This is a genomic window from Streptomyces sp. NPDC057697 (assembly GCF_042799335.1).
Classification (GTDB): Bacteria; Actinomycetota; Actinomycetes; order Streptomycetales; family Streptomycetaceae; genus Streptomyces.
This window is the reverse complement of the sequence record NZ_JBHVJA010000014.1, coordinates 68,326-92,798: the sequence shown is the minus strand read 5'-3', so window position 1 is coordinate 92,798 and position 24,473 is coordinate 68,326. Positions and strand designations below refer to the sequence as shown.

Annotated in this window: 19 protein-coding genes; 1 reads left to right on the top strand and 18 read right to left on the bottom strand. The window is 71.9% G+C overall.

What is annotated here, in order from left to right; translation table 11 throughout:
• Positions 1–26: 26 nt before the first annotated feature.
• The 10 genes from ACFVFH_RS29695 to ACFVFH_RS29650 form a co-directional block, all read right to left on the bottom strand.
• Positions 27–563, bottom strand: coding sequence for a hypothetical protein (locus ACFVFH_RS29695; protein ID WP_383774207.1), 537 nt, complete (start codon positions 561–563; stop codon positions 27–29).
• A 121-nt stretch (positions 564–684) separates the two neighbouring features.
• Entirely contained in the window at positions 685–3,021 is a 2,337-nt protein-coding gene (locus tag ACFVFH_RS29690; RefSeq protein ID WP_383774205.1) for a xanthine dehydrogenase family protein molybdopterin-binding subunit, read from the bottom strand.
• Positions 3,018–5,492: a 2Fe-2S iron-sulfur cluster-binding protein gene (locus tag ACFVFH_RS29685; RefSeq protein WP_383774203.1), complete on the bottom strand. Its 2,475-nt coding sequence runs from the start codon at positions 5,490–5,492 to the stop codon at positions 3,018–3,020. Before ACFVFH_RS29685 ends, ACFVFH_RS29690 begins: the two co-directional genes overlap by 4 nt.
• Positions 5,489–6,385 (bottom strand): FAD binding domain-containing protein, encoded by an 897-nt coding sequence (locus tag ACFVFH_RS29680; RefSeq protein ID WP_383774201.1) that lies wholly within the window; start codon positions 6,383–6,385, stop codon positions 5,489–5,491. The genes ACFVFH_RS29685 and ACFVFH_RS29680 overlap by 4 nt, the downstream gene beginning before the upstream one ends.
• 404 nt (positions 6,386–6,789) lie before the next feature.
• Complete coding sequence (locus ACFVFH_RS29675) at positions 6,790–8,457, bottom strand: beta-N-acetylhexosaminidase (RefSeq protein WP_383774199.1); 1,668 nt, start codon at positions 8,455–8,457, stop codon at positions 6,790–6,792.
• A gap of 8 nt (positions 8,458–8,465) precedes the next feature.
• Complete coding sequence (locus tag ACFVFH_RS29670; RefSeq protein ID WP_383774197.1) at positions 8,466–9,314, bottom strand: carbohydrate ABC transporter permease; 849 nt, start codon at positions 9,312–9,314, stop codon at positions 8,466–8,468.
• A complete protein-coding gene (locus tag ACFVFH_RS29665) occupies positions 9,311–10,282 on the bottom strand; it encodes a carbohydrate ABC transporter permease (RefSeq protein WP_383774195.1) in 972 nt (323 codons plus the stop codon). The genes ACFVFH_RS29670 and ACFVFH_RS29665 overlap by 4 nt, the downstream gene beginning before the upstream one ends.
• 2 nt (positions 10,283–10,284) lie before the next feature.
• Positions 10,285–11,589: an extracellular solute-binding protein gene (locus tag ACFVFH_RS29660; protein ID WP_383774193.1), complete on the bottom strand. Its 1,305-nt coding sequence runs from the start codon at positions 11,587–11,589 to the stop codon at positions 10,285–10,287.
• A gap of 214 nt (positions 11,590–11,803) precedes the next feature.
• Positions 11,804–12,097, bottom strand: a complete 294-nt coding sequence (locus ACFVFH_RS29655; protein ID WP_072484142.1) for a DUF3039 domain-containing protein — start codon at positions 12,095–12,097, stop codon at positions 11,804–11,806.
• Positions 12,098–12,127: 30 nt separating this feature from the next.
• Positions 12,128–12,688, bottom strand: coding sequence for a YqgE/AlgH family protein (locus ACFVFH_RS29650; protein WP_383774191.1), 561 nt, complete (start codon positions 12,686–12,688; stop codon positions 12,128–12,130).
• 276 nt (positions 12,689–12,964) lie between these two features.
• On the opposite strand from ACFVFH_RS29650, the gene murA reads away from it, so the two are divergent.
• The gene (gene murA / locus ACFVFH_RS29645) at positions 12,965–14,305 is read left to right on the top strand and encodes a UDP-N-acetylglucosamine 1-carboxyvinyltransferase (protein WP_383774190.1); all 1,341 of its coding nucleotides are present in this window, start codon (positions 12,965–12,967) and stop codon (positions 14,303–14,305) included.
• A gap of 245 nt (positions 14,306–14,550) precedes the next feature.
• Here murA and ACFVFH_RS29640 read toward each other — a convergent pair whose 3' ends face one another.
• The 8 genes from ACFVFH_RS29640 to ACFVFH_RS29605 all read right to left on the bottom strand — a co-directional run bounded on the left by ACFVFH_RS29640 (position 14,551) and on the right by ACFVFH_RS29605 (position 24,292).
• Positions 14,551–14,832 carry an HU family DNA-binding protein gene (locus ACFVFH_RS29640; RefSeq protein ID WP_003968811.1) on the bottom strand — a complete coding sequence of 94 codons (282 nt, stop codon included), beginning with the start codon at positions 14,830–14,832 and terminating at the stop codon, positions 14,551–14,553.
• A 388-nt stretch (positions 14,833–15,220) separates the two neighbouring features.
• Positions 15,221–16,657: an NAD-dependent malic enzyme gene (locus ACFVFH_RS29635; protein ID WP_383774188.1), complete on the bottom strand. Its 1,437-nt coding sequence runs from the start codon at positions 16,655–16,657 to the stop codon at positions 15,221–15,223.
• A gap of 562 nt (positions 16,658–17,219) precedes the next feature.
• Positions 17,220–19,688, bottom strand: a complete 2,469-nt coding sequence (locus ACFVFH_RS29630) for a HelD family protein (RefSeq protein ID WP_383774186.1) — start codon at positions 19,686–19,688, stop codon at positions 17,220–17,222.
• A gap of 561 nt (positions 19,689–20,249) precedes the next feature.
• Positions 20,250–20,891, bottom strand: a complete 642-nt coding sequence (locus ACFVFH_RS29625) for a CGNR zinc finger domain-containing protein (protein ID WP_383774414.1) — start codon at positions 20,889–20,891, stop codon at positions 20,250–20,252.
• Between the two features lie 351 nt (positions 20,892–21,242).
• Complete coding sequence (locus tag ACFVFH_RS29620; RefSeq protein WP_383774184.1) at positions 21,243–21,698, bottom strand: VOC family protein; 456 nt, start codon at positions 21,696–21,698, stop codon at positions 21,243–21,245.
• A 51-nt stretch (positions 21,699–21,749) separates the two neighbouring features.
• Complete coding sequence (locus tag ACFVFH_RS29615; protein ID WP_383774182.1) at positions 21,750–22,313, bottom strand: GNAT family N-acetyltransferase; 564 nt, start codon at positions 22,311–22,313, stop codon at positions 21,750–21,752.
• A gap of 100 nt (positions 22,314–22,413) precedes the next feature.
• Entirely contained in the window at positions 22,414–22,791 is a 378-nt protein-coding gene (locus tag ACFVFH_RS29610; RefSeq protein ID WP_383774180.1) for a DUF4259 domain-containing protein, read from the bottom strand.
• Between the two features lie 340 nt (positions 22,792–23,131).
• The gene (locus ACFVFH_RS29605; protein ID WP_383774178.1) at positions 23,132–24,292 is read right to left on the bottom strand and encodes a uroporphyrinogen-III synthase; all 1,161 of its coding nucleotides are present in this window, start codon (positions 24,290–24,292) and stop codon (positions 23,132–23,134) included.
• Between the last annotated feature and the right edge of the window lie 181 nt (positions 24,293–24,473).

Below are 24,473 nucleotides of genomic sequence, written 5' to 3'. Positions count from 1 at the left end.
CGCCTCTTCCGTCCCCGTAGTCCCCATCACGTGCCCGCACCGCCGGACGTGTCTTCCGGCGAAGCAGCCGGTCGGCCGGGATGCCCGCCACCCTGCTCCGCCGTTGCCGCCTGCTCGGCCTTGTGGTGGGCGCTCACGCTGTTCTGGATCGCGATCATGCGGCCGCGGACCTCCAAGTCGACGTTCTCGTAGCCCTTGTGGGCTCCGAGCACGGCGATGCTCATGCCCTCGATGGAGTCGGAGAGCAGTTGGGACAGCTCCTCCAGCTCCTTGATGACCTTGGAGTACGAGCCGTGCAGGGCGTCCGCTTCCGACCACTCGCCCTTGCCGCCGCCGAACCGTTCCCGGCCCATCGTGTCCTCACCGACCTTCCCCGGGCCCGCCGGAGAGGTCTTGAGGTCGTGGAGGAGGCCGTCGATGCGGTCGCGGAACTTCGTGAACGACGAGAGCTCGGTGAGCAGTTCGCCCGCGGCTCCCGGGGAGACCGCCCCGGCGGCTCCTACGGCGCCGATGACACTCCATGGGTATGCCTGTGATTCCGCCCCCGGATCGTTCTTCCCCACAGCGCCCTCCCCCGTTCGGCAACAGCCGTGTGCCGCTTCGGGACTCACCTTAGTGAGCAGCGGTGACACCGCGCACGTCCGGGTTGCAGGTGCAACCCGGATCACGCCATTCGCGCGGGGCTCAGGAGTGGGATGCCGCCACTGCCGCCTGGGGCCTGATGGGGAGGCGGTTGATCGGGCGGCCGGTGGCGGCGCGTACGGCTGCGGCGACGGCGGCCGGGGACGTCACCACCGGGACCGCAGAGGCGGGCTTGGCGCCGAAGGGGGCCACCACGTCGCGCTCCTCGATGAGTCTGACGATGCGAATCTCCGGCGCGTCCAGGGCGGTCGGGAGCGCGTAGCCGGTGAGGTCGGGGTGGCGGATCACGCCCCGGGCGCTGCGGAGGTTCTCGGTGAGGGCGGCGCCGATGCCCTGGGTGACGCCGGCCTCGATGCGGGTCGCCAGCTGGGACGGGTTGAGCACCCGGCCGACGTCCTGGGCGACCGCCATCTCCACGACCCGGACGGAGCCGAGCTCGATGTCGACGTCCACCACCGCGCGGATCGCGCAGAAGGCGAGGCCGACGAACGCGTCGCCCTGCCCGGATTCGTCTAGGGGCTCGGTCGGGTGCGGGCGGCACTGGGCGGTGGCCCAGAGCTCCTTGCCGTCCATCGCCTCCGTGACCGTCGTGGACAGCACACCGTCGTACGAGGTGATCTTGCCGTCGGCGATCTGCAACAGCTCCGTGGACATGCCGAACTTGTGGGCCAGCGGCTGGAGGAGCTGGGTGCGGACCATCTTGGCGGCGCGTTCCACCGCCCCGGCCGACACCCATGTGTGACGGCCGTGCGTCGCGGGACCTGCCGGGGGCTGGTCGGTGTCGACGGACGCCACGTGGACCTCTTCGATGCCCAGGGTCTCCTGGACGACCTGGCGGGCGAGGGTGGAGAAGCCCTGCCCCGTCTCGACCGCCGCGCAGATGACCGTGGCGATGCCGTCGTGCACCCTGACCGTCGCCGTGGAGACCTCGTCGGCACCCTCCGCGCCGAGCATGTGGACCATGCCGAGCGCGTAGCCGACCCCTCGGCGCACCGCCCCGGGTTCGCCCGCCCCCTCGGGGCCGCCGGGGAGCAGCCAGTCGTACTCCGGGGCGTCCTTCGGCAGCGCGGGGAGCGGGAACTCCTGTACGGCGGCGAGGAGTTCGGCGACGGGCGCCGGGCAGGTCACCGTCTGGCCGGTGGGCAGGATGTCGCCGGTGGACAGGGCGTTGCGCCGGCGCAGTTCGGCCGGGTCGACGCCGAGCTTGGCGGCCAGCTTGTCCATCTGGCCCTCGTACGCCGTGCAGACCTGCATGGCGCCCTCGCCGCGCACATGGCCCGAGGGCGGGTTGTTCGTACGGACCGCCCAGCCCTCGATGAACGCGTGCGGGACGACGTACGGGCCGCAGGCGAACGCGACGGCCGCGGCCAGCGACTCGGACGAGGACTCGGCGTACGCGCCCGCGTCGAGCAGGATCTGTGCCTCGACCTTCACCAGTCGGCCGTCGGAGTCCGCGTGGTGGCGGTAGCGCAGCAGCGTCGGGTGGCGGTGGGAGTGGCCGAGGAAGGACTCCTCGCGGGTGGCGGTCAGCTTGACCGGGCATCCGGTGCGCAGGGCGAGCAGGCCGAGCGGCAACTGGAAGCCGGGCTCCTCGCGGTCCCCGGTCGCGCCGGGGACACCCGTGACGACGATCTTCACCCGGTCCGGTTCGAGCCCGAAGCAGGCGGCGGCGAGGTCGCGGTCGGTGTGCGGGTCGGTGGAGGCGGTGTAGATCTCCACGCCGCCGTCGGGGCGGGGCACGGCGAGCCCGGCCTCGGCACCGATCGGGGCCGGGTCCTGGCGGCCGATGCGGTACAGCCCCTCGACGACGACCTCGCCGGTGATCTCCGGGTCGCCGTAGCGCAGCGGGATGTGGCGGATCAGATTGCCGTCGGGGTGCAGCGGTTCGGCGGCGAACGCCTTCTCCGGGTCGGTGACGGGTTCCAGGACCTCGTACTCGACGGCGATGGCCGCGGCGGCGAGGCGGGCCGTGTCGGGGTGGTCGGCGGCGACCGCGGCGATCGGCTCACCGTGGTGGCGGACCAGGTCGGACGCGAAGACCGGACGGTCGACGATCCTGCGGCCGTACGCGCGCTCCCCCGGGATGTCCTCGTGGGTGATGACGGCCCGTACCCCCGCCATCGCGACGGCGGACGAGGTGTCGATGGACAGGATGCGGGCGTGCGGGTGCGGTGCGCGCAGGACGGCCGCCCAGAGCAGGCCCTCGGCCCAGAGGTCGGCGGCGTACGGGAAGGTGCCCTCGGTCTTGGCGCGCGCGTCGGCGGGCGGCAGCGAGACGCCGAGGCCGAGTGCGGGCGGTTCGGCCTCGGGGACCTCGGCCGCCGGGGTGGTGATCCGTGTGCTGGTCGCGTTGGCAGCGGTGGCTGCGTCGTTGCTCACGCCATGCCTCCGTCCTGCGGGTGGGGCTGCTGGACGCTACCGGCGCCGGGTGTCGCCTGGTGCGGGATGCGGGCCTCGTCGGGCTCCGGGGACGTGGAGTCCGACGAGGCGGGATCGGTGGTCGCCTCGCGGCCTGCGATGACCTCGTTGACGGCGTCGAGGACGCCTCGGTAGCCGGAACAGCGGCAGAGGTTCCCGCAGAGCGCCTGGCGCGTCTCCAGTTCGCTGGGGGCGTGGTTGCCCTCCAGCAGGTCATGGACGGTCATGGCCATGCCGGGGATGCAGAAACCGCACTGGACGGCGCCGCACTTGGCCAGGGCGCGCTGGACGTCGGACGGCTCCCCGTCCACGGCCAGGCCCTCGACCGTACGGACCTCACTGCCCGCCGCGGTCGCCGCCGGGACCAGGCAGGAGGCGACCAGCCGGCCGTCCACCTGGACGTTGCACGCGCCGCACTCGCCCTGCGAGCAACCGTCCTTGGCACCCGCGAGGCCGAGGCGCTCACGGAGCACGTAGAGCAGCGACTCACCGATCCACGCGTCGGTGACGGGGCGGTCGGCGCCGTTCACGTGCAGGACGTAGGAGGCGGCGGGGTGCTCGTCGGGGAGGCCGAGGGGGGCCTCTTCGGGCGAACCGGATGCGTGCGGATCGGACGCGAGTGGATCGGACGCGAGTGGATCGGATGCGCGTGGATCGGACACGTGCGGACTGGGTGCGTGCGGATCGGATGGGTGCGGATCGGATGCGTCCGGCCCTGATTCCACTGGGCCTGACGCGAGCGGGTCGGACTCGACCGGTTCGGACTCGGTCGTTCCGGACTCGGTCGGACGGGAGTCCGCCGGGCCCGACTCGGCCGGGCCGGGGCCGCTCTGCTTCGGGTCGCTCCGCTCCGGTTCGGACCGAACCGGTTCGGGCTGTTCCCGTTCCGACTGGTGTGGTTCCGGCCGACCCGGTCCGGCCGGCTCGGAGGCAGTCGGACGGGGGCCCTGAGGTTCCGCGCTGTCGGCGCCGTGCGCCTCCAGCGGTGCGGCGGGGGGCGTGTCAGGGACGGCTGACGGTGCCGGGTCGGCCGGGACGAGCGGGGCCGCCTCGGCGGCGATGCCGTGCGGCTCGTCGGCGGCCGGAGCCTGGGCGTGGGCGTGGGCGGCAGGGTGCTGCTCGGGGGCGGGCTCCGCCGGGTGCTCGGAGGGAGCGTCACCCACCGGCGGTTCGGATGCCGTGCCGGAAGCGGCGTCAGGGGCCGTCTCCGGCGCGAGGTCCGCTCCGGGGGCGACCACGTGGGCGGTCGCGGAGTGGTTCTCGACGGGCTCCGCCTCGGCCGCAGGGGCCGGTGACGGCTCGGGGGCCTGCTCGAACCCAACTCCCGGCGCGTGCTCCGGCTCGATGTCCGCCGGGGAAGGCTCCGCCACGTACGCAGGGTCAGTACCGGTCCCGGTCCCAGTGCCGGTCCCGGTGCCGGTGTCGATACCGATCCCTGTCCCCGTCGCTGCGTGGGGTTCGGGGGCGGGCTCGGGCTCCGGGGTCGGCTGCTGCGTCGCCCACGGCGCGGGCGCGCCGCCCGGCAGCGTGGCCGGTGGGGTCCGGTCCCCGTACCACTGGGCCGCCAGGGCCGAGGCGGCGAACTCACCGGACTCCTCCGGCAGATCACCGTCGGCGACCGGAATCGTCCACTGACCGGTGTGACCACCGTGGCTGTCGTGGGTGGTGTGACTGTCGTGGGTGGTGTGACCAGCGCGGCCATCATGGCCGGTGTGGCCGTCGTGGCCGGTGCGGCTGTCATGACCGCCATGGCCGTCATGACCACCCTGACCCTCATAGCCCGCCGGGTCGACATGGCCGAACTGACCCGTCAGGTCGACCTGCCCCGTATGCCCGACGTGGTCGTCGAGACCGGTGTGACGCGCGTAGTCGGTCTGGCCCGTGTGATGCGTCTGGTGCGTCTGGCCCGTGTGGTCGTTCTGGCCCGTGTGGATGCCGTATTCCGTGGACTCGGTGAAGTTCCACTGGCCCGTGGCCGCCGACGTCTCCTGGTACTGCTCCCGCGCGTACGGATCGTGCGGGGCCTGGGAGGTCTGGGGGGCCTGTGGGGCCTGCGGGACACCGGAGGACCGCGGGTACTCGTAGCCGTAGTCGTACGGGCCCTGCTGCTGGTTCGGGTCCGGCCAGTGCACCGCCCCGGGTGACGGCTGTTCCGCTCCCGTGTCGCGGTCCTGCTCGTTCTGCGTCTGCACGACCCAGCTGCCCGTGGCCGACGGGTCGAGCCCGGCCGCGGGTGTCAGCGGCAGGATCATGGGCGGTACGTAGCCCTGGCCGGGCGCGGCCAGCGGGATGTTCGCCAGGTCCTCCGGCGGCAGGTGGACGAAGGCGGTCGCCCCGTCGTCGTACTCGCCGCCCTGCGGCGTCGGCTCCCAGCTCCCGTGCCGCAGGTGCTCCTGCTGCCCGTGCTGTTCGTTGTGGTCCTCGTTGCTCACGACAGTGCCCTCCCCAGCGCGCGTCGGGCCAGCGCGGCGACGGTCCGCCGCAGATGCAGTACGGCGGGGGGCAGCGGTGGTGCCTCTCCCCCGTCGGCGGGCGGTGCCTGGTCCGGGATGCAAGCCGCCGCGACGTACTCGCCGAAGGCGGCCAGCGCGTCGGGGGCCAGACCTCGTTCGCCGTCCCAGTCGATCAGTGAGGCGATCCAGCGCTCGGCCTCCAGCGGCCGCAGCGGCATCGGCGCGATGGCACCGACCGCGCAGCGCACTCCGCGCCGGGCCGGGTCGAGGACGATCGCGACGGACGCGGTGGCGCGGCCGGGGCCGGTGCGGCCGGTGGCCTTCAGGAAGACCTGGGGGGCGTGCAGCAGCGGTACCCGGACGAAGCCGATGAGTTCGGCGGGTCCGAGCATGTCGCGGCCGGCCAGCAGATGCGAGACCGGGATCTCCCGGCGGCCGCCGTCCGGGCCCGCGATGACCAGCTCGGCCTCCAGCGCGGCGAGCACCGGCAGGGCGTCGCCGGTCGGGGCCGCGGTGGCGATGTTGCCGCCGAGCGTTCCGGCGTTGCGGATCTGGGGCGGGCCCGCGGCGCGGGCCGACGCGGCCAGGGCGGGGATGAGCGCGGCGAAGTCGGGCCGCCCCATGCGCGCGTGGGTGAGCCCGGCGCCGAGCAGGGCGTGGCCGTCCTGGTAGTGCCAGCCGCGCAGCTCGCTGATCCGGCCGAGGCCGACCAGGCCCGAGGGGCGCAGCAGCCCCTTGTTGACGGCCGACATCAGGTCTGTTCCGCCTGCCACGGGAACGGCGGCGGGCATGGCGCCGAGCGCCGCCACGGCCTCGTCGAGCGAGGCCGGCAGCGTCACGGACTGCGTCGCCTGCGGTGCGTGCGTGGTCAACCCAGCTGCCCCTTCCCGGTGTCCCGGCTGTCCGGCTGTTTCGCCGTACGGTACGTGCTCAAGGCCTGGACGTGGCAACTCTGGCACATCTTCGGATCGGACCGACGCGAGGGTCCACGAAGGGCGCATCCATCCCTGATCAGGGGAATGTTCCCGTTTCGGACCGCTTCGGCGCAGAGTGTGAATGGGGGCGCCCGGAGGTGTCGTGGTGGTGAATGTTCAGTTCCGGAGTCGCCTTGCGGCGCCTCGTCGCCGTACCCCGCTCCGGCTCGTCGGCTCCCGGTCCGGCCGGGTCGGGAGCCCCCTCGCGGCGGTCCGTTCGCACAGGGCGAGTTCCGGACAAAAAACCGCCGGCCGGCGCGCTCGCTCGGAGCACGCCGGCCGGGAACCGGTCGCCGTCGGGATCACACGTTCGGGGGCGTCCCGTCGATGGGGCGGCCCAGCACCCCCGGGCGTTGCTGCCGGGGCAACGGGCCGGACGGGGGCCGGTAGTCGACGCCCAGGGCGTCGAGCCGGGCGTAGTGCGTGGCCATCCGGCGTTCGAAGTCCGCGAAGTCGCGCTCGGCGGGGGCGGGCAGCGGCGACCAGGCGACTTCCGCGAAGGCCGCGAGGCGCGGGAAGACCTGGTAGTCGACGCGGGCCCGGTTCTGCATCACCTCGGTCCAGACATTGGCCTGGGTGCCCAGGATGTGACGGGCCGCCTCCGGGGAGAGGCCCGCCGGTACGGGTTCGAAGCGGTAGACGTCCTCCAGGGTGCGGACGAAGCCGATGGGCATCGGCTCGTCGGGGCCGCCGTGCTGACGGTGGTCCAGGTAGACGTGCTGCTCGGGGCACATGACGACGTCGTGGCCCGCCTCGGCGGCGGCGATGCCTCCGCCGTAGCCACGCCAGGACGACACGGCGGCGCCCGCCGGGAGGCCGCCCTCCAGGATCTCGTCCCAGCCGATCAGCCGGCGGCCGCGCGCGGTGAGCCAGGCGTCGAAGTGCCGGATGATCCAGGACTGGAGCTCGTCCTCGTTGGCCAGGCCGAATTCCTCGATCCGGGCCTGGGCGACCGCCGAGTCCTTCCACTGCTCCTTGCGGCACTCGTCGCCGCCGATGTGGATGAACGGCGAGGTGGCGGCGGGGAAGAGGTCGAGCACCTCTTCGAGGACGCCCTCGAAGAAGCGCAGGGTGTTGTCGGTGGGGGCGAGTACGTTCGCGTTGATGCCCCAGGTGTCCCAGACGGAGAGGGCGGCGGTGTCGACGACGTCGGTGTTGCCCAGTTCGGGGTAGGCGGCGATGGCGGCCTGCGAGTGGCCCGGGATGTCGATCTCGGGGACGACGCGGATGTGCCGCTCGGCGGCGTACGCGACGATCTCGCGGATGTCGTCCTGGGTGTAGTAGCCGCCGTGCGGGGTGTCGTCCCACAGCTCGGACGCCCGGTGGCCGTGCTTGGTGCGGGAGCGCCAGGAGCCGATCTCGGTGAGCCGCGGGAAGCGCTCGATCTCGATGCGCCAGCCCTGGTCGTCGGTGAGGTGGAAGTGGAAGACGTTCAGCTTGTGCGCGGCGAGGAGGTCGAGGTAGCGCAGGACGTCGTCCTTGGCCATGAAGTGCCGGGCCACGTCGAGCATCATGCCGCGCCAGGAGAAGCGGGGGCCGTCCTCGATGTCCGTGAAGGGGATCGCGTGCCGCGTGCCGGGGCGTACGGGCGCACGGCGGAAGGCGTCGGGGCCCAGGAGCTGACGGAGGGTCTGCGCGCCCCAGAAGACCCCGGCGGGGCTTCCTCCGGTGATCGTGACGGTTGTGCCGGTCCCGGTGCTCAGCCGGTAGCCCTCGGGCTCCAGCGCCGGATCGATGTCCAGCCGGACGGTGCCGGTGGCGTGTGCGCCGCCCGGGGCGAGCGGCAGGCCGAAGGCGGCGCCGAGCGTGGTGCGCAGCCAGCGTTCGGTGGTCTCGGTGCCGGGGGCGGCGGTGATGGTGGTGGACGGGTCGAAGACGAAGCCGCACCGCTCCTCGCCGCCCGTGTGCACGGGTGCCGGAACGAGGTGCGCGGGCGCCGGGGTCGGGGCCGTGTCGTTGTCCGTGGCCATGGCGTCAGTCAGTCCTTTACCGCCCCGCCGAGTCCGGAGACCAGGCGGCGCTGTACGAGTACGAAGAAGACCAGCACGGGAATGGTCATCACCGTCGAGGCTGCCATGATCCCTCCCCAGTCGTTCTCATCGGGTTTGAAGAAGACCAGCAACGCCATGGGCAGCGTCGACTGGGAGGTGTCGCTGATGATGAACGACTTCGCGAACAGGAAGTCGTTCCAGGTGGAGATGAACGAGAACACGCTCGTCGCCACCAGTCCGGGGAAGACCAGCGGGAAGAGGATCTGCCACAGGAAGCGGGTGCGGCTCGCGCCGTCGATGTACGCGGCCTCCTCCAGCGCCTCCGGGACCGCCTTGACGAAGCCGCGCAGCATCCAGATCGCGAACGGCAGCGAGAAGGCGAGGTGCGGCAGGATCAGCGAGCCGAGCGTGTTCAGCTGGCCGAAGTCCCGCATCAGGAAGAACAGCGGGATGGTCAGCGCCTCGACCGGCACCATCTGGGCCACCAGGAACATGATCAGCAGGGTGGTGCGGAAGCGGAATCTGAACCGGGTCACGGCCGTCGCCGCCAGGAAGGCGATCAGCGCGGAGACGATGACGACCGTTCCGGCGACGATCAGGCTGTTGAGGAAGTACCGCCCGAAGTCGTTCTGTTCGAAGACCCGGCGGAAGGAGTCCAGGGACGGCGACAGCGTCCACGGGCGGGGGTCGGTGGACTGGATCTCACCGGCCGGTTTGAGCGCGGAAAGCACCATCCAGTAGAGCGGGAAGGCGACCGCGGCGGCGATCAGCAGGGCCGCCGCCTCGGCGGCCAGCCGGCCGGGCCGGCGGATCCGCAGCATGCTCCGTGCGCTCACAGTTCCTCCCCCTGGCGCCGCACCAGGCGCAGATAGACGAGCGTGACGGCCAGCAGGATCACCAGCATCACGACGCCGATCGCGGAGCCGAGGCTGTACTGCGAGGACGCGAACGCCTTCTGGTACGCGTACACGTTGAGCACCAGGTTCTGGCCGGCGATGCCGCCGCCGGACGTCATGACGTAGATCTGGGTGAAGACCTTGAAGTCCCAGATGATCGACTGGATGGTGACGACGACGAGGATCGGCCGCAGCATCGGCGCCATGACCGACCGCCAGATCCGCCACTGCGAGGCGCCGTCCAGCGCGGCCGCCTCCAGGACCTCGGTGGGGATCGCCCGGATGCCCGCGTACACCGTCACCATCACGAACGGGAACGAGCACCACAGGACTTCCAGCAGCACCAGGGCGAAGGCGCTGTAGCGCCCGTACGTCCAGGAGAAGTCGCCGAGTCCCAGCACCCGGTTGACCGGGCCGAAGTCGGGGTCGAAGAGGAACATCCAGACGGTCGACCCGGTGATCGCCGGGGTCGCCCAGGCACCGAGCGCGGCCAGCATCAGGACGAGCCGGGGCACGGCCCGGACGCGGGTCAGCAGGACGGCGAGGGCGCAGCCGACGAGCAGGGTGGCCAGGACGCAGGTGGCGGCGAAGACCACGGTCGCCAGGAGGACCTGCCAGAACTGGCTGTCCCCGAAGAGCGTCGCGTAGTTCCCGAAGCCCTGGAAGGTGGTCGGCTCACCGCCGCTGACCTGGGCCTGGGTGTACTCCAGGAAGGAGATCAGGCCGAGTTGGTAGATCGGGTAGACGAGCAGCCCGCCCAGGAGGACGAGCGCGGGCAGGAGGTAGAGCCAGGGGGTCCAGCCGGAGCGGCGCGCGGACGGGGCCGGGCGCCGCCGGAGCGGGCGGGTGGAGGTGCCGCCCGCTCCGGACGCGCCGGGCGCTTTGTACGCCGTACTGTTCGCGGTCATGGTCAGCCCGCGTCGGCGAACGCGGCGTCCATCTTCTTCGCGGCGTCGTCCGCGGCCTTCGCCACGTCCTTGCGGCCGCTGACGATCTCCTGGAACATCGTCGGCAGGACCAGCGAGGAGTCGATCTGGCCCCAGCCCGGCGAGGCCGGGACGAACTTCGCGCCCGCGCCGAGCGTCCTGACGAACGGTTCGACGAACGGCTCCTTCTTCGCGGCCGCGTCCCGCACATCGGTGTACGTCGGCAGGAAGCCCATCGCGTCGAACATCTTCGCCTGCGTCTGCTTGCCGGTCAGGGACTTCATCAGGTCCACGGCGAGGGTGCGGTGCGCGCTGCTCTTCAGTACGCCGATGTTGTTCCCGCCCGCGAACGCGGGGGCGACGGAGCCCTCGGTGAGGCCGGGCAGCGGCACCACGGCGTACTTGCCCTTCACCGAGCCCTCCTCGACGGCGGCGTGGCTGAAGTCGCCGCCGATCGCCATGGCGGCCTTGCCGGAGGCGAACGCGGTGACGGTCGCGTTGCCGCCCATGGCCGCGCACTTGGCGGCCGGGCAGTTGTCGTCGCCGAAGAGCGAGGTGTACGCCTCGATGCCCTTGCGTGCCTTGTCGCTGTTGATGGCCGCCTTGTACGTGCCACCGCTCTCGTCGGCGAGTTCGCCGCCGCCGGCCCAGATGAACGGCATCGCGCCGTAGGTGTACGCGCCGCCGACCGCGAGTCCGTACAGGTCCGGCTTCTTCTTGTGGATCTTCTTCGCGGTGGAGATCAGCTCGGCCTGGGTCTTGGGGGCCTCGATCCCCAGGTCCTTGAAGACGTCGGTGCGGTAGTACAGCGCCCGTACGCCGACGAAGAGCGGGGCTCCGTAGACCTTGCCGCCGACCGTCACGGACTGCTTGGCGGTCGGGTCGGTGTCCTTGGCCTCGTCCCAGGCGGCGAACTCGGCGCTCACGTCGGCGAGTCCGCCGTCCTTGACGTATCCGGCGGTGTCGGTGTTGCCGTACTCGATGAGGTCCGGGGCGCTCCCGGGGTCGTTGAACGCCGCCTTGATGCGCTGCGCGCGGGTGTCGACCGGTATGTACTCGATCTCGACCTTCGCATCCTTGTGCGTCTTCTTGAAGTCGGCGACCGCCGCGTCGACGACCTGCTCCTTGGGCTTGTTGCCGACCTCCTGGAACAGCCAGACCCGCAGTGTGCCGGTCTTCTCGTCCCCCTTGGCCGCGGTGTCGGACGTCTGCGGCGCACAGCCGGTGGCGGTGAGACCCGCCAGCACGAGCGCCGCGGCCGGGGCGGCGATTCGGGCAGAAAGTTTCATCTGGGAACCTCTACCGGTAGGCGTTGCAACATACGCAACGTGCGTTTCGTTCTGCACAACTGGCAGGAGAGTAGGTGCGCACGCAGACGCCGACAAGTGGTCTCTACCACTCTGTGACCCGGGGAAGCAGCCCGTGCAACGCAAAAGGCCCCCGGGGGCGCGCTACGACGCGCGCCCCCGGGGGCCGAAACTCTGACCGCCGGACGGCTCCGGACTACTTCTTGTCCTTGCCGCCCTTGCCCTTGTCCTTGTCGCCACCGGCGCCCATGGACTCGTAGATCTCCTTGCACATGGGGCAGACCGGGTACTTCTTGGGGTCGCGCCCCGGCACCCAGACCTTCCCGCAGAGAGCGACCACGGGGGTGCCCTCCAGGGCACTCGCCATGATCTTGTCCTTCTGGACGTAATGGGCGTAGCGCTCGTGGTCGCCGTCGCCGTTCGACACCTGCGGCGTCGGCTCCACGAGGGTTCCGGTACCTGCCCCGCGCTCGGGCTCAAGAGTGCTCATAACCGCCAAGGGTACCGACAGCCCGGAGCTTCAGTTCAGCGAAGGGTCGTCCGGATACGTGGCGATCATCGCCAGTTCGCTGCGCTGACGGCGCAGGACCGCGCGCCAGAGGTGCTCCGGGCGCGGGGAGGAGACGTCACCGGGTTCGGACTCGACCACGTACCAGGCGCCCTCGTTCAGTTCGGTCTCCAGCTGACCGGGGCCCCATCCCGCGTACCCGGCGAAGATCCGCAGCGAGCCGAGCGCGGCGGCCAGCAGCTCGGGCGGCGCCTCCAGGTCCACCAGACCGATCGCCCCGTACACCCGGCGCCAGCCCAGGGGCCCCTCGTCGCCGGGGATGACCGCCACGCCGAGCGCCGAGTCGAGGGAGACCGGGCCGCCCTGGAAGACGACGTCGGGCTCGCCGGTCAGGCCGGCCCAGGCCGTGAGGATGTCCACCACGCCCACCGGGGTCGGGCGGTTCAGGACCACGCCGAGGGAGCCCTCCTCGTCGTGGTCGAGGAGCAGCACCACCGCGCGGTCGAAATTCGGGTCCGCGAGCGCGGGTGTGGCCACGAGCAGTCGCCCTGTGAGCGAGGACACCTCGGTCATGGCAGAAATGATCCCGCATCTTCGGTCCCCGCGGGGACCAAGTGGGCCACCCGGTCGCCGGGCGGGCCGCGGCGCAGCTCAGGGCGCACGGGTGCACGGGGAGCGCGCTTTCCGGAGGGCCATGCGGACGGTAACCCTCCGCAAGACCGGGGAAGCGGAGCGTGTTGTGGCGGATTCATGACGTTCGTACACCCCCCGTTCTCTTACTGAATGGGGGCAGGGGGCCATTACTCTTTCGTTTGGCCCCCTGCCCGACCACTCCGGAACGCGAGATTCATGACCGGCACAGACGATGTCCTGCTTGTCCACGGCGGAACCCCGCTGGAGGGCGAGATCCGCGTCAGAGGCGCCAAGAACCTGGTGCCGAAGGCAATGGTCGCCGCGCTGCTCGGCAGCGGGCCCAGCCGGCTGCGCAACGTGCCCGACATCCGCGACGTGCGGGTGGTCCGCGGACTGCTCCAGCTGCACGGCGTGACGGTCCGGCCGGGCGACGAACCGGGCGAGCTGATCCTGGACCCGACCCATGTGGAGAGCGCGAACGTCGCCGACATCGACGCCCACGCGGGCTCGTCGCGCATCCCGATCCTCTTCTGCGGCCCGCTGCTGCACCGGCTCGGCCACGCGTTCATCCCCGGGCTCGGCGGCTGCGACATCGGCGGCCGGCCGATCGACTTCCACTTCGACGTGCTGCGGCAGTTCGGCGCGACCATCGAGAAGCGGGCGGACGGGCAGTACCTGGAGGCCCCGCAGCGGCTGCGCGGCACCAAGATCCGGCTGCCGTACCCCTCGGTGGGCTCCACCGAGCAGGTGCTCCTGACGGCGGTGCTCGCCGAGGGCGTCACGGAGCTGTCCAACGCGGCCGTGGAGCCGGAGATCGAGGACCTCATCTGCGTACTGCAGAAGATGGGCGCGATCATCTCGATGGACACCGACCGGACGATCCGGATCACCGGTGTCGACCGGCTGGACGGCTACACCCACCGGGCGATCCCGGACCGCCTGGAGGCGGCGTCCTGGGCGTCCGCGGCGCTGGCCACCGAGGGCAACATCTACGTGCGGGGCGCACAGCAGCGCTCGATGATGACGTTCCTCAACACCTTCCGCCGGGTCGGCGGCGCCTTCGAGATCGACGACGAGGGCATCCGCTTCTGGCACCCGGGCGGCCCGCTGAACGCCATCGCCCTGGAGACGGACGTGCACCCCGGCTTCCAGACCGACTGGCAGCAGCCGCTGGTGGTGGCCCTGACGCAGGCCACGGGCCTGTCCATCGTCCACGAGACGGTGTACGAGTCCCGGCTCGGCTTCACCTCCGCGCTCAACCAGATGGGCGCACACATCCAGCTCTACCGCGAGTGCCTGGGCGGCTCCGACTGCCGCTTCGGCCAGCGCAACTTCCTGCACTCGGCGGTCGTGTCCGGGCCGACGAGGCTCCAGGGCGCGGACCTGGTCATCCCGGACCTGCGCGGCGGCTTCTCGTACCTGATCGCGGCGCTGGCGGCGCAGGGCACCTCTCGGGTGCACGGCATCGACCTGATCAACCGCGGCTACGAGAACTTCATGGACAAGCTGGAGAAGCTGGGCGCGAAGGTGGAGCTGCCCGGCGGGGCGCTGGTCTGAGACCGGGCGGGCGCCGGTCCGGGGCCGGTGTCGGCCTGGGGCCGGGCGCCGGACGGCTGCTGACGGGGGTTCGGGGCGACGCCCCGGGCCCCCGTCGCCCGTTCCGGGGGGCCTGCGCCTTTGTCCCCCGGGCATCCGTTCGGCGGCGACCGGGCCGTAGAGGCCCGGAACGGGGTCTCTCGGGCCGGTACACCGAAGGGCGGTCACCCTGGTGGGGTGACCGCCCTTCGTCGCGCCTGTGGGGCTTACTTGCCCTTGGCGGCTTCCTTGAGCTTGGAGCCCGCGGAGACCTTCACGCTGTAGCCGGCCGGGATGTTGATCGGGTCGCCGGTCTGCGGGTTACGAGCGGTGCGAGCGGCACGGTGGGTGCGCTCGAAGGTCAGGAAGCCGGGGATGGTGACCTTCTCGTCGCCCTTGGCGACGATCTCACCGACGGTCTCGGCGAGCGCGGCCAGCACGGCGTCGGCGTCCTTGCGAGTCACCTCGGCGCGGTCGGCCAGGGCGGCCACCAGCTCACTGCGGTTCATGTTGTTACTCCCGTGTTCTTCTTGCCTGTGAGGCGTGAGATCGAAGCCGATGCTGCCAGGGCCCTCGGACAGTCCCCGGACCCGGGTCTGTCGTCAGACCCTCGCGCCCGATTACGCATCCTGCCCCCACCTGCGGCGGTAACGCCAATCCGGCACCCTCCGGAGTCACACGAAAAGCGCCAGTGCCTCTTCGTGGTGACGTTCCGTCGACTCTCCGAAAGCGTTCCGCAGCGGTTGCGGGCCTCGGCGGGACGCGCCGCCCGCCCACCCTAAAGGGGCGTTTGGGGCGCCGCGACCCACGACGCGCCGTAGTCCGGGCCGAGCCTGCCGCCACGGAGGCGGACCGCGCCGGCAGGAGCCCGCACCGGGCCCTGCCGACGGAGCGGGGTCAGACCAGCTCGCCCGAGGACTTCGCGACGCCACCGGCCGTCTTCGCGGCCTCCCGGACGGCACCGGCGACGGCACCCGCGACCCGGTCGTTGAAGACCGACGGGATGATGTAGTTCGCGTTCAGCTCGTCCTCGGCGACGACATCGGCGAGGGCGCCCGCCGCGGCGAGCATCATCTCCGTGTTGACGGTGCGGGACTGAGCGTCCAGCAGGCCGCGGAAGACACCCGGGAAGACCAGCACGTTGTTGATCTGGTTCGGGAAGTCGGAGCGCCCGGTGGCGACAACCGCCGCGGTCTGGCGGGCGATTGCCGGGTCCACCTCGGGGTCCGGGTTCGCGAGCGCGAACACGATCGCACCCTCGGCCATGGCGGCGACATCGGCGCCGTCCAGGACGTTCGGGGCGGAGACGCCGATGAAGACGTCGGCGTCCACGACGGCCTGCTTGAGCGTGCCGGTCATGGACTCCGGGTTGGTGTTGTCGGCGATCCAGCGCAGCGGCGAGTCGGCGTCGGCGGAGACCAGGTCCTCGCGGCCGGCGTGCACCACGCCGTGGATGTCGGCGACGACGGCGTGCTTGACGCCCGCGGCGATCAGCAGCTTCAGGATGGCCGTACCGGCCGCTCCGGCGCCGGACATGACGACCCGGACGTCCCCGATTCCCTTGCCCACCACGCGCAGCGCGTTGGTCAGCGCGGCCAGGACGACGATCGCGGTGCCGTGCTGGTCGTCGTGGAAGACCGGGATGTCCAGGGCCTCGCGCAGCCGCGCCTCGATCTCGAAGCAGCGGGGTGCGGAGATGTCCTCCAGGTTGATGCCCGCGAAGCCCGGGGCGATCGCCTTGACGATCTCGACGATGGCGTCGGTGTCCTGGGTGTCCAGGCAGATCGGCCAGGCATCGATGTCGGCGAACCGCTTGAAGAGGGCCGCCTTGCCCTCCATGACCGGCATGGCGGCCATCGGGCCGATGTTGCCCAGGCCGAGCACGGCGGAGCCGTCCGTCACGACCGCAACGGTGTTGCGCTTGATGGTGAGGCGGCGGGCGTCCTCGGGGTTCTCGGCGATCGCCATGCAGACCCGGGCCACGCCCGGGGTGTAGATCATCGAGAGGTCGTCACGGTTGCGGATGGGGTGCTTGGACGCCATCTCGATCTTGCCGCCGAGGTGCATCAGGAACGTACGGTCGGAGACCTTGCCCAGGACGACGCCCTCGATGCCGCGCAGGCCCTCGACGATCTCGTCCGCGTGCGAGGTGGAGGTGGCCGCGATGGTGACGTCGATCCGCAGCTTCTCGTGACCGGAGGCGGTCACGTCGAGGCCGGTGACCGATCCGCCGGAGGACTCCACGGCCGTGGTGAGCTGGGAGACCGCTGTGCCGCTCGCGGGCACCTCCAGCCTGACCGTCATCGAGTACGAGACGCTGGGCGCCGTTGCCATGGCCGAGTCCTTCGCTTTCCTTAGCTTCATTGCCGCGCGGCCGGGGTGTTCGCCTCGGTCGCGCTTCCCGATCGTCGCACCTACTGGCCGGTAGCCGGTAATGACTGCCACTCTTCGGAAAGTAGTTTCCACCATACGAGATATGACCGCCTCAGCGGAACCCCTGAACGGTCCCGAGCAGATCGGGTATCGGCCAATGCCCGGCGCCGCCGCACCCCCGGCGGGGGCCGCAGGGCCCCCGGCTGCTGCCGCGGGCGCGGCCCGGGGATACGTTTCGGCATTCGGCAACCAGGCCCCGGAGCAGCGCCTCCGCAAACGAGAACAGACCCGCGCCACCGGAAGGTGACGCGGGCCTGTCTTTTCGTTTAAGCGGCACCGACCCGCCATGCTCGCCTCGCGGCAAGTGGTCGCTCGTAGCGACGAAGGTTGGGCCCGGGGGCTTGGATCGAGCCGGTGCCGACACCAGGCTAACAAAGACCCCGAAGAAGTGATTCCCCACAGCACGGGTTGACCCCAAAAACAGTGCCGGACGGGGGTGCCGTCGCCCCCGCCCGGCCCCGTCTCAGTCCCTCAGCAGGTCCGGGACACCGTCCGCGTCGGGCAGGTCCTTCTCCCCCGAGACCACCGTGAGCTGCTGCGTCGCACGCGTCAACGCCACGTACAGCACCCGCAGACCGGCCGGGGACTCGTCCGCGATCTCCGCGGGCGAGACGACCACCGTGGCGTCGTACTCCAGGCCCTTCGCCTCCAGGCTGCCCAGCGCCACCACCCGCTCACCCAGCTCGGCGAGCCAGTCGCGGGCCTGCGCCCGGCGGTTCATCGCGACCACCACGCCCACCGTGCCGTCGACCTCGGCGAGCAGCCGCCGCGCCTCCTCGCGCACCGAGGCGGCCAGATCGCCGTCCCGTACGGTCTCGAAGCGCGGCTTCACCCCCGTCGAGCGGACCGCGGCGGGCGACTCCATCCCGGGCATCGCCAGCGCCAGGACCTTCGAGGCCAGCTCGGCGATCTCCGCCGGGTTGCGGTAGTTGACCGTGAGGGTGAAGCGGCGGCGCGGCCGGTTGCCGAGGGCCTCGTCGCGCGCGCGGGCGGCCTCGTCCGGATCGGACCAGGAGGACTGCGCCGGGTCCCCGACGATCGTCCAGGTGGCGTGTCTGCCGCGGCGGCCGACCATCCGCCACTGCATGGGCGTGAGGTCCTGCGCCTCGTCGACGATGACGTGCGCGTACTCGGTACGCTCCGCCGCCAGCCGCTCGGCACGTTCGCGCTGGGTCTCCTCGCGCTGCGGCATCAGCTCCTCCAGGCCGGAGAGCTGGTCCAGCGGGTCGAGCTCACGCTTCTTCTTCGGCCGGTGCGGGGTGCCGAGCAGCGTCTGGAGCTCGTCGAGGATGGCCACGTCGTGCACGGAGAGCGGTCCGTTCCCCTCGCGGTCGAGCCGCTTCAGGGAGCGCGCGAAACGGCGTACCTCGCCCTGGTTGAGGACCCGGCGCGCCCAGCGGCCCAGCCGCTTCTCGTCGGCCATCGCGGCGAGCACCCCGCGCGGGGTGAGTTCGGGCCACCAGGCATTCAGGAAGTCGAGGAAGTCCGTCTCGGTGGAGACGTCCTCGTCGAAGGAGGAGCGCAGCTCGGCGGCGAGCTCGGGGTCGGTGTAGCGGCCCCGGCCCGATGACTTGTTCCACAGGGCGTCCAGGAGCATCCTGCGGGCGCGCGGGCGCAGCAGGTTGACCGGGGCGGTGCCGCCGAGGACGGATTGCCGGATGCGGTGCAGTTCGTCGGCGTTCAGCTCGACGCGGGCGCCGAACGCGACGACCCGCAGACGGGTCGGGGTGGCCGGACTCCCGGCCGCTCCCGCCGATCCGGCGGCGCCGTGGGCCCCGTCCGCCCCAGCCGATCCGCCCGATCCGCCTGATCCGTCCGATCCATCCGATCCGTCCGCCGCCTCGCCGAAGGACAGCTGACCGCTCCGGTCCGTCGGCCTGCGGGAGGTGCCGGGCTGTTCCAGCGCGCCGCGAGAGGCCTTGCGCAGCACCTGGAGCATCCGCGACGAGCCCTTGATCCGGGCGACGGCGGGCTCGTCGTAGGTGGTGGCGCCCTCGACGCCCGCCGCCTCGTCGGAGAGCGAGCCGACCGCACGGATCGCGACCTGCCCCTCCTCGCCCAGCGAGGGCAGTACGCCTTCGGTGTACGCGACCAGGAGCGGGGTCGGCGAGACGACGAGGATGCCGCCCGCGTAACGCCGCCGGTCCTGGTAGAGGAGGTACGCGGCACGGTGCAGGGCGACGGCCGTCTTGCCGGTGCCGGGACCGCCGGAGACCTCGGTGACCGAGGCGGCGGGGGCCCGGATCACCAGGTCCTGTTCGGCCTGGATGGAGGAGACGATGTCCCGCATGGTGTGGCTGCGGGCCTGACCGAGCGCCGCCATCAGGGCGCCGTCGCCGATGACGGGCAGCTTGTCGCCGTCCAGGTACGCGGTCAGCTCGGGGCGCATCAGGTCGTCCTCCACGCCGAGGACCCTGCGGCCCTTGGAGCGGATGACCCGGCGGCGTACGACCCGGCCGGGGTCCTTCGGCGTCGAGCGGTAGAACGGTGCGGCGGCCGGTGCGCGCCAGTCGATGACCAGCGGTGCGTAGTCGGAGTCGAGGACGCCGATCCGGCCGATGTGCAGCGTCTCCGCGATATCGGCCGAGTTGTCGTCGCGCACGGCGTCCTCGGCCGCCTCGACGGAGGTGAATGCGCCGTCCGGGCCGCGTTCGCCGTCCTTGCCGAGCAACAGGTCGATCCTCCCGAAGAGGAAGTCCTCGAACTCGCTGTTCAGCCGGTTGAGGTGGATTCCGGCCCGGAACACCTGGGCGTCGCGCTCGGCGAGCGCTCCCGGGGTGCCGACCTGGCCGCGCTTGACGGCGTCATTCATGAGAAATTCCGCCTCGTGGATCTTCTCCTCAAGGCGGTGGTACACACGGTCGAGATGTTCCTGCTCGACACCGATTTCCCGGTCCCGCAACGAATCGACAGCGGCATCCTGCGCGGCCACCGAGGCCCCCTTCTGACGTGCATTGGGCAGCCGTCAACCTTATGCGAAGGGGGACCCGCCGCGCACCTGCCGCGCATATCGAAATGATCCTCCGGCGATCTCGGTCCGACATCGGCCCCGGCCGGCCCTCCATCGCCGCCGAGCCCGCGCTCTCCGGAACGTCCGACGCCTCCCTCACCACCCTCCGCTCACGGCACGGCGGGATCTTGTCGCACGCCGCGCGGCCGGGCCTGCATGGCGGCGCGCGGCCGGGCCCTGCTTCACAGCACGGCGGGATCTGGTTCACGGCGCGGCCGGGACCGTACTGCTCCGCGCGCGGCCGGGAGCGTGCCGCACGGAACGACCGGGTCCTGCATCACGGCACCGCCGAGACCCTGCTGCACGGCGCGGCGGCCGAGTCGGCATCGCAGCGCAGCGCAGCGCAGCGCAGCGCAGCGCAGCGGCCGATTCTGCATCGCGGCGCGGGCGCGACGGCCAAGCCTGCATGGCGGCGCGGCGGCCGACTCCCGCTCAACGGCACACCGCCAGGACCGCCACCACGGCGCGCGGCCGGGCCCTGCGTCACGGCACCGCCGAGCCCGGTACCGGAACGGGTGCGTCCCGTACCGCCACTGCTGCCACGGCCGCCGCGCGGCGCCGGTGCCTGGCCACCCGTTCGCGGTTCCCGCACACCTCGCTGGAGCACCAGCGCCGCCGCCGTCCACGCGAGGTGTCCAGATAGACACGGCGGCAGCCGCCCGCCTCGCAGCGGCGCAGAGCGGCCCGCGCCACGGGGTCGGTGAGGAGTTCCACGACGTCCCGGGCCACGGCCGCCAGCAGCGCCCCGCACTCGGGGTCGGCGCTCAGCACCCGCACCAGCTTGCCGCTCCCGCCGCGTACCGCCCGCAGCCCCGGTGGCGCCTCGGCGGCGAGCGCGTTGATCCGGTCCAGGGCGCTCCCGGCGCCACGGCCGCCCAGTTCGGCCGTCAGCAGGCGGTCCACGCCGGTCCGCAGCTGCCGGAAGCGCACCACCCAGCTCTCGTCCACGGCGTCGAGGCAGGTGCCGCCCGGTACGAGCCCGGCGGCGACCAGCCAGTCCGCGAGCCGCTCGGCGCCGTCGAGCAGTTCGCATGCGCCGGTGGTCCCGATTCCCGTAGCCACCAGGTCGAGGCAGGGCCGACCGGAGTCGAACCGCCAGTCGCACGAACTCCTGCCGACCGTCATGCGCATGTCACCGCCTCGGTTCACCGATGGGGCCTCCCCCAGAGTGCCCCTCGCGGGCCCGCCCTGGAACCCCTGCCGCCCCACGGGTCGGCGCACGCGGCGCCGTACGGTGCCGGGGCCCTCGCCGCTCGGGCCGGGGCGCTCGGCGGCTGGGCGTTCCTCGGGAAGCCGGACTCCATGGCGGCCGACCGCCGCATCCGGGAGCAACTCACTCGAAGGATCGGCTCGGAAGGACCGACCCTCGGGGAAGCGACCCTCGGGGAAGCGACCCTCGGGGAAGCGACCCTCGGGCAAGCGGACTTCGAAGGACCGATTCGGAAGGACCGGCCCGAAGGCCCGTCGCAACGGCCCTCAGACGACGTCGAATTCGTTGCCCTCGGGGTCCTGCATGGCGGCGGCGTAGAGCCCCGCCTCCGGCTCGTCCTTGATCCGCACCACCGTGGCCCCCGCTTCGACCAGCCGTTCCACCGTGGCCCTGACCCGCTGTGCGCGTACGTCCAGCGGGACGTCACGGCCGCCGCCGACCTTCAGGTCGAAGTGCCACCGGTTCTTGGCGGCCTTCGGCTCCGGAACCTGCTGGAACCACACCCTCGGTCCCCGTTCCGCAGGATCGATGATCGACTCCGGAACATCCCCCGCACCGGTCGGCAACTCTGCCTCGGGCACCCCCATCGCCGCCCAGTAAGCACGCCATGTGGTGTGCCCGAACGGCGGAGGCTCAGGCACATAGCCCAGGGCCTCGGCCCAGAAGGCCACCATCCTCTGCGGATCGCAGCAGTCGATCGTCAGCTGTACCGTCATCTCCATTCCCGGAGTCTCCCAGGCAGGTCTGACAGTCCGTCCGCTCGGCCCAACCGCTCAGCCCGTCGGCGGGCCGTCGTGCAGGATCCGCTGGAACAGGCGGTGGTCACGCCATTCGCCGTTGATGTGGAGGTAGCGCGGGGCCGTCCCGAACTGCTCGAAGCCGCACTTGGCGAGCACCCGCTGGGAGGCGGCGTTGTCGACCACGGTCCCGGCCTCGACCCGGTGCAACCGCAGCCCGTCCCTGGCCACCTCGCAGATCCGCCGCACTGCGGCCGTGGCCAGACCGCGGCCCGCGTAGTCGACGTCGGTCCAGTACCCGAGCGTGCCGCTGCGGAATGGCCCGAGCACGATGCCGTTCAGGTTGAACCCACCGATCGCGCGGTCCGCCTCGTCGGCGAGCACCCAGGCCATGCACCGCCCGGCGTCCCGCTCGGCGAGCAGCCCGGCCAGCCGCTCCCGCTGCCCCTGCTCGGTGTAGAAGGAGTCGGGCCGCACGGGCTCCCAGGGCTGCATGTACGCACGGCTGCGGGTCAGCGAGTCGGCCAGGGAGGCCGCGTCGGCCGGGGTGGCGGGACGGAGCCGTACCTCCGCGTCGAGCCGGTGGGTGTCGTGGATCACCCCCACACGCTATCCCGGCGCGGCAGCCCGCCCGATGGCTGTCCCACTCCCGGCCCGCGCCCCTTCACCACGGCACGCGAGCGCCACGCCCACGCGCCCACTACGGCGTGTGGTGCCGCTCCGCCAGGGTCGCCAGCCTGTCGAAGGTGCGGATCAGCTCCGCGCGTCTGTCCTCCTTGTATCCCTGCTCGGGCTCCAGACCGTCGATGGTCCGCTCCCAGACGTCCATGAAGGTCCTCTTCCAGCCCTCGACCACCGCCGGCTCCGGCAGGGTCACGCCGACGTGGCCCTGCTCCCCTATCAAGGCCAGCAGCTCGATGTTGCACGGCACGGTGACGCCCTCGTATTCGTCGGGCTCCAGGCCGACCGGGTCGCCGGCCATCGCCTCCTCGATCTCCGAGAGAAGCCGCCCGGTGATGCCCGACAGATGATCCGCTGCCGTGTCACTGTCGAAATTCCCGCTGCCCCAGGTGCCCACGGGCCCCCCTTCCGCTGGTCTTCCCCTGCCTCCTCCGTTTTACCAAGGGGCACTGACAACGGCGCACGGCGAGAGGGAGGACGGAACCTGCGACGAGCCCGGACGACGGGCCGGACGACGGGCCGGACGACGAAATCATGCGCCGGAACGCGCAGATGACAGAGCGATGTACAGAGAGAAGTACAGAGCGAAGCGACGGAGGCGAGGTGACGGAAGCGGGGTAACGGAGGCGGGGTGACGGAAGCGGGGTAACGGAGGCGGGGTGACGGAAGCGGGGTGTGACGGAACGAGGTGTGACGGAAGCGATGTACGGAGCGAGGTGACGGAACCGCCGACGACCTCAGCCGCCCTCGCCGCCCTGGCCGCCCTCGCCGTCCTCCGCCGGATCCAGCGCCAGCCGGTAGCCGCGTTTGACGACCGTCTGGATGAGCCGGGGCGCCCCCAGCGCCGCGCGGAGCCGCGCGACCGCCGACTCCACCGCGTGCTCGTCCGTGCCGCCGCCGGGCAGCGCCCGCAACAGGTCGGCCCGGCCCACCACCCAGCCCGGCCGCCGCGCCAGGACGCGCAGCAGCGCCATTCCGGCGGGCGCCACCGGGCGCGGCTCACCGTCCACGATCACGGCGTGCCCCCGGATCTCGACCCGGTGTCCGGCGACCGGCAACGCGGGGGCCCTGGCGGGGAGTTCCTGGCACAGGAGCTGGACGAGCGGGGCGATCCGGAAGCGTTCCGGCTGGACCGTACCGATGCCGTGGGCGCACAGCGGCGCGGCGGTGACCGGTCCGACGCAGGCCACCAGGACGTCCTCGCGCAGCGCACCCAGCAGCTCCGGGAGCAGCCCGCGCTTCTCGGCCCGGCCGAGCAGCGAGACGGCGGCCGGGGCGCTGGTGAAGGTGAGCGCGTCCAGCCCCCGGGCGAGGGTGGTGTCGAGCAGCCGGTCGAGCGGGGCGATGTCCTCGGGGTCCGTCCAGCGGTAGACGGGTACGGGGAGGACCTCGGCGCCCGCGTCGCGCAGCGACTCGATGAAGCCGGGGAGCGGTTCGCCGTGCAACTGGAGGGCGATCCGGCGGCCCGCCACCCCCTCGGCCAGAAGCCGGTCCCCCACCTCGGCCAGGGATTCGGAGGCGGGCGACCACGTCTCGGTCAGCCCGGCGGCCCGGACGGCGCCCTTGACCTTGGGGCCGCGGGCCAGCAGTTCGGCGCCGCGCAGGGCGTCCAGCAACCGGTCACCGAGGCCCCAGCCCACGGCGGCCTCGGTCCAGCCGCGGAAGCCGACCGCGGTGGTGGCGATGACCACGTCGGGCGCGGTCTCGACGATTCCGCGGGTGACGGCGAGGAGTTCGCCGTCGTCGGCGAGCGGCACGGTCCGCAGGGCGGGCGCGTGCAGGACCGTGGCGCCCCGCCGTTCCAGCAGCGCGCCGAATTCCTCCGCGCGCCGTGCGGCGGTCACCCCCACGGTGAAGCCCGCGAGGGGCCCGCGCCGACGCTGTTCGTCCTCGTGCATGTGGTTCCCCGGCTCTCGTCCCGCTGCTGCCCGATGATGCCGAAGGGCGAGCCTGCCAAGGATGCGTGACAGGGCTGGTTCACCCGTATTTCCCCCCCGTTACGGCGCATGACATCGAGCGGTCACGATTCTCCCCCCGACAGCGTCGTACACCGGCACCCGGGGCACGAACACAGGCACA

What these genes read in the sequence shown, in the direction of transcription:
- ACFVFH_RS29675 (WP_383774199.1), bottom strand. Translation starts at nt 8,457, where the DNA reads ATGGCCACGGACAACGACACGGCCCCGACCCCGGCGCCCGCGCACCTC.
- ACFVFH_RS29665 (WP_383774195.1), bottom strand. Translation starts at nt 10,282, where the DNA reads ATGACCGCGAACAGTACGGCGTACAAAGCGCCCGGCGCGTCCGGAGCG.
- ACFVFH_RS29660 (WP_383774193.1), bottom strand. Translation starts at nt 11,589, where the DNA reads ATGAAACTTTCTGCCCGAATCGCCGCCCCGGCCGCGGCGCTCGTGCTG.
- ACFVFH_RS29655 (WP_072484142.1), bottom strand. Translation starts at nt 12,097, where the DNA reads ATGAGCACTCTTGAGCCCGAGCGCGGGGCAGGTACCGGAACCCTCGTG.
- ACFVFH_RS29650 (WP_383774191.1), bottom strand. Translation starts at nt 12,688, where the DNA reads ATGACCGAGGTGTCCTCGCTCACAGGGCGACTGCTCGTGGCCACACCC.
- murA (WP_383774190.1), top strand. Translation starts at nt 12,965, where the DNA reads ATGACCGGCACAGACGATGTCCTGCTTGTCCACGGCGGAACCCCGCTG.
- ACFVFH_RS29640 (WP_003968811.1), bottom strand. Translation starts at nt 14,832, where the DNA reads ATGAACCGCAGTGAGCTGGTGGCCGCCCTGGCCGACCGCGCCGAGGTG.
- ACFVFH_RS29635 (WP_383774188.1), bottom strand. Translation starts at nt 16,657, where the DNA reads ATGGCAACGGCGCCCAGCGTCTCGTACTCGATGACGGTCAGGCTGGAG.
- ACFVFH_RS29625 (WP_383774414.1), bottom strand. Translation starts at nt 20,891, where the DNA reads ATGACGGTCGGCAGGAGTTCGTGCGACTGGCGGTTCGACTCCGGTCGG.
- ACFVFH_RS29620 (WP_383774184.1), bottom strand. Translation starts at nt 21,698, where the DNA reads ATGGAGATGACGGTACAGCTGACGATCGACTGCTGCGATCCGCAGAGG.
- ACFVFH_RS29605 (WP_383774178.1), bottom strand. Translation starts at nt 24,292, where the DNA reads ATGCACGAGGACGAACAGCGTCGGCGCGGGCCCCTCGCGGGCTTCACC.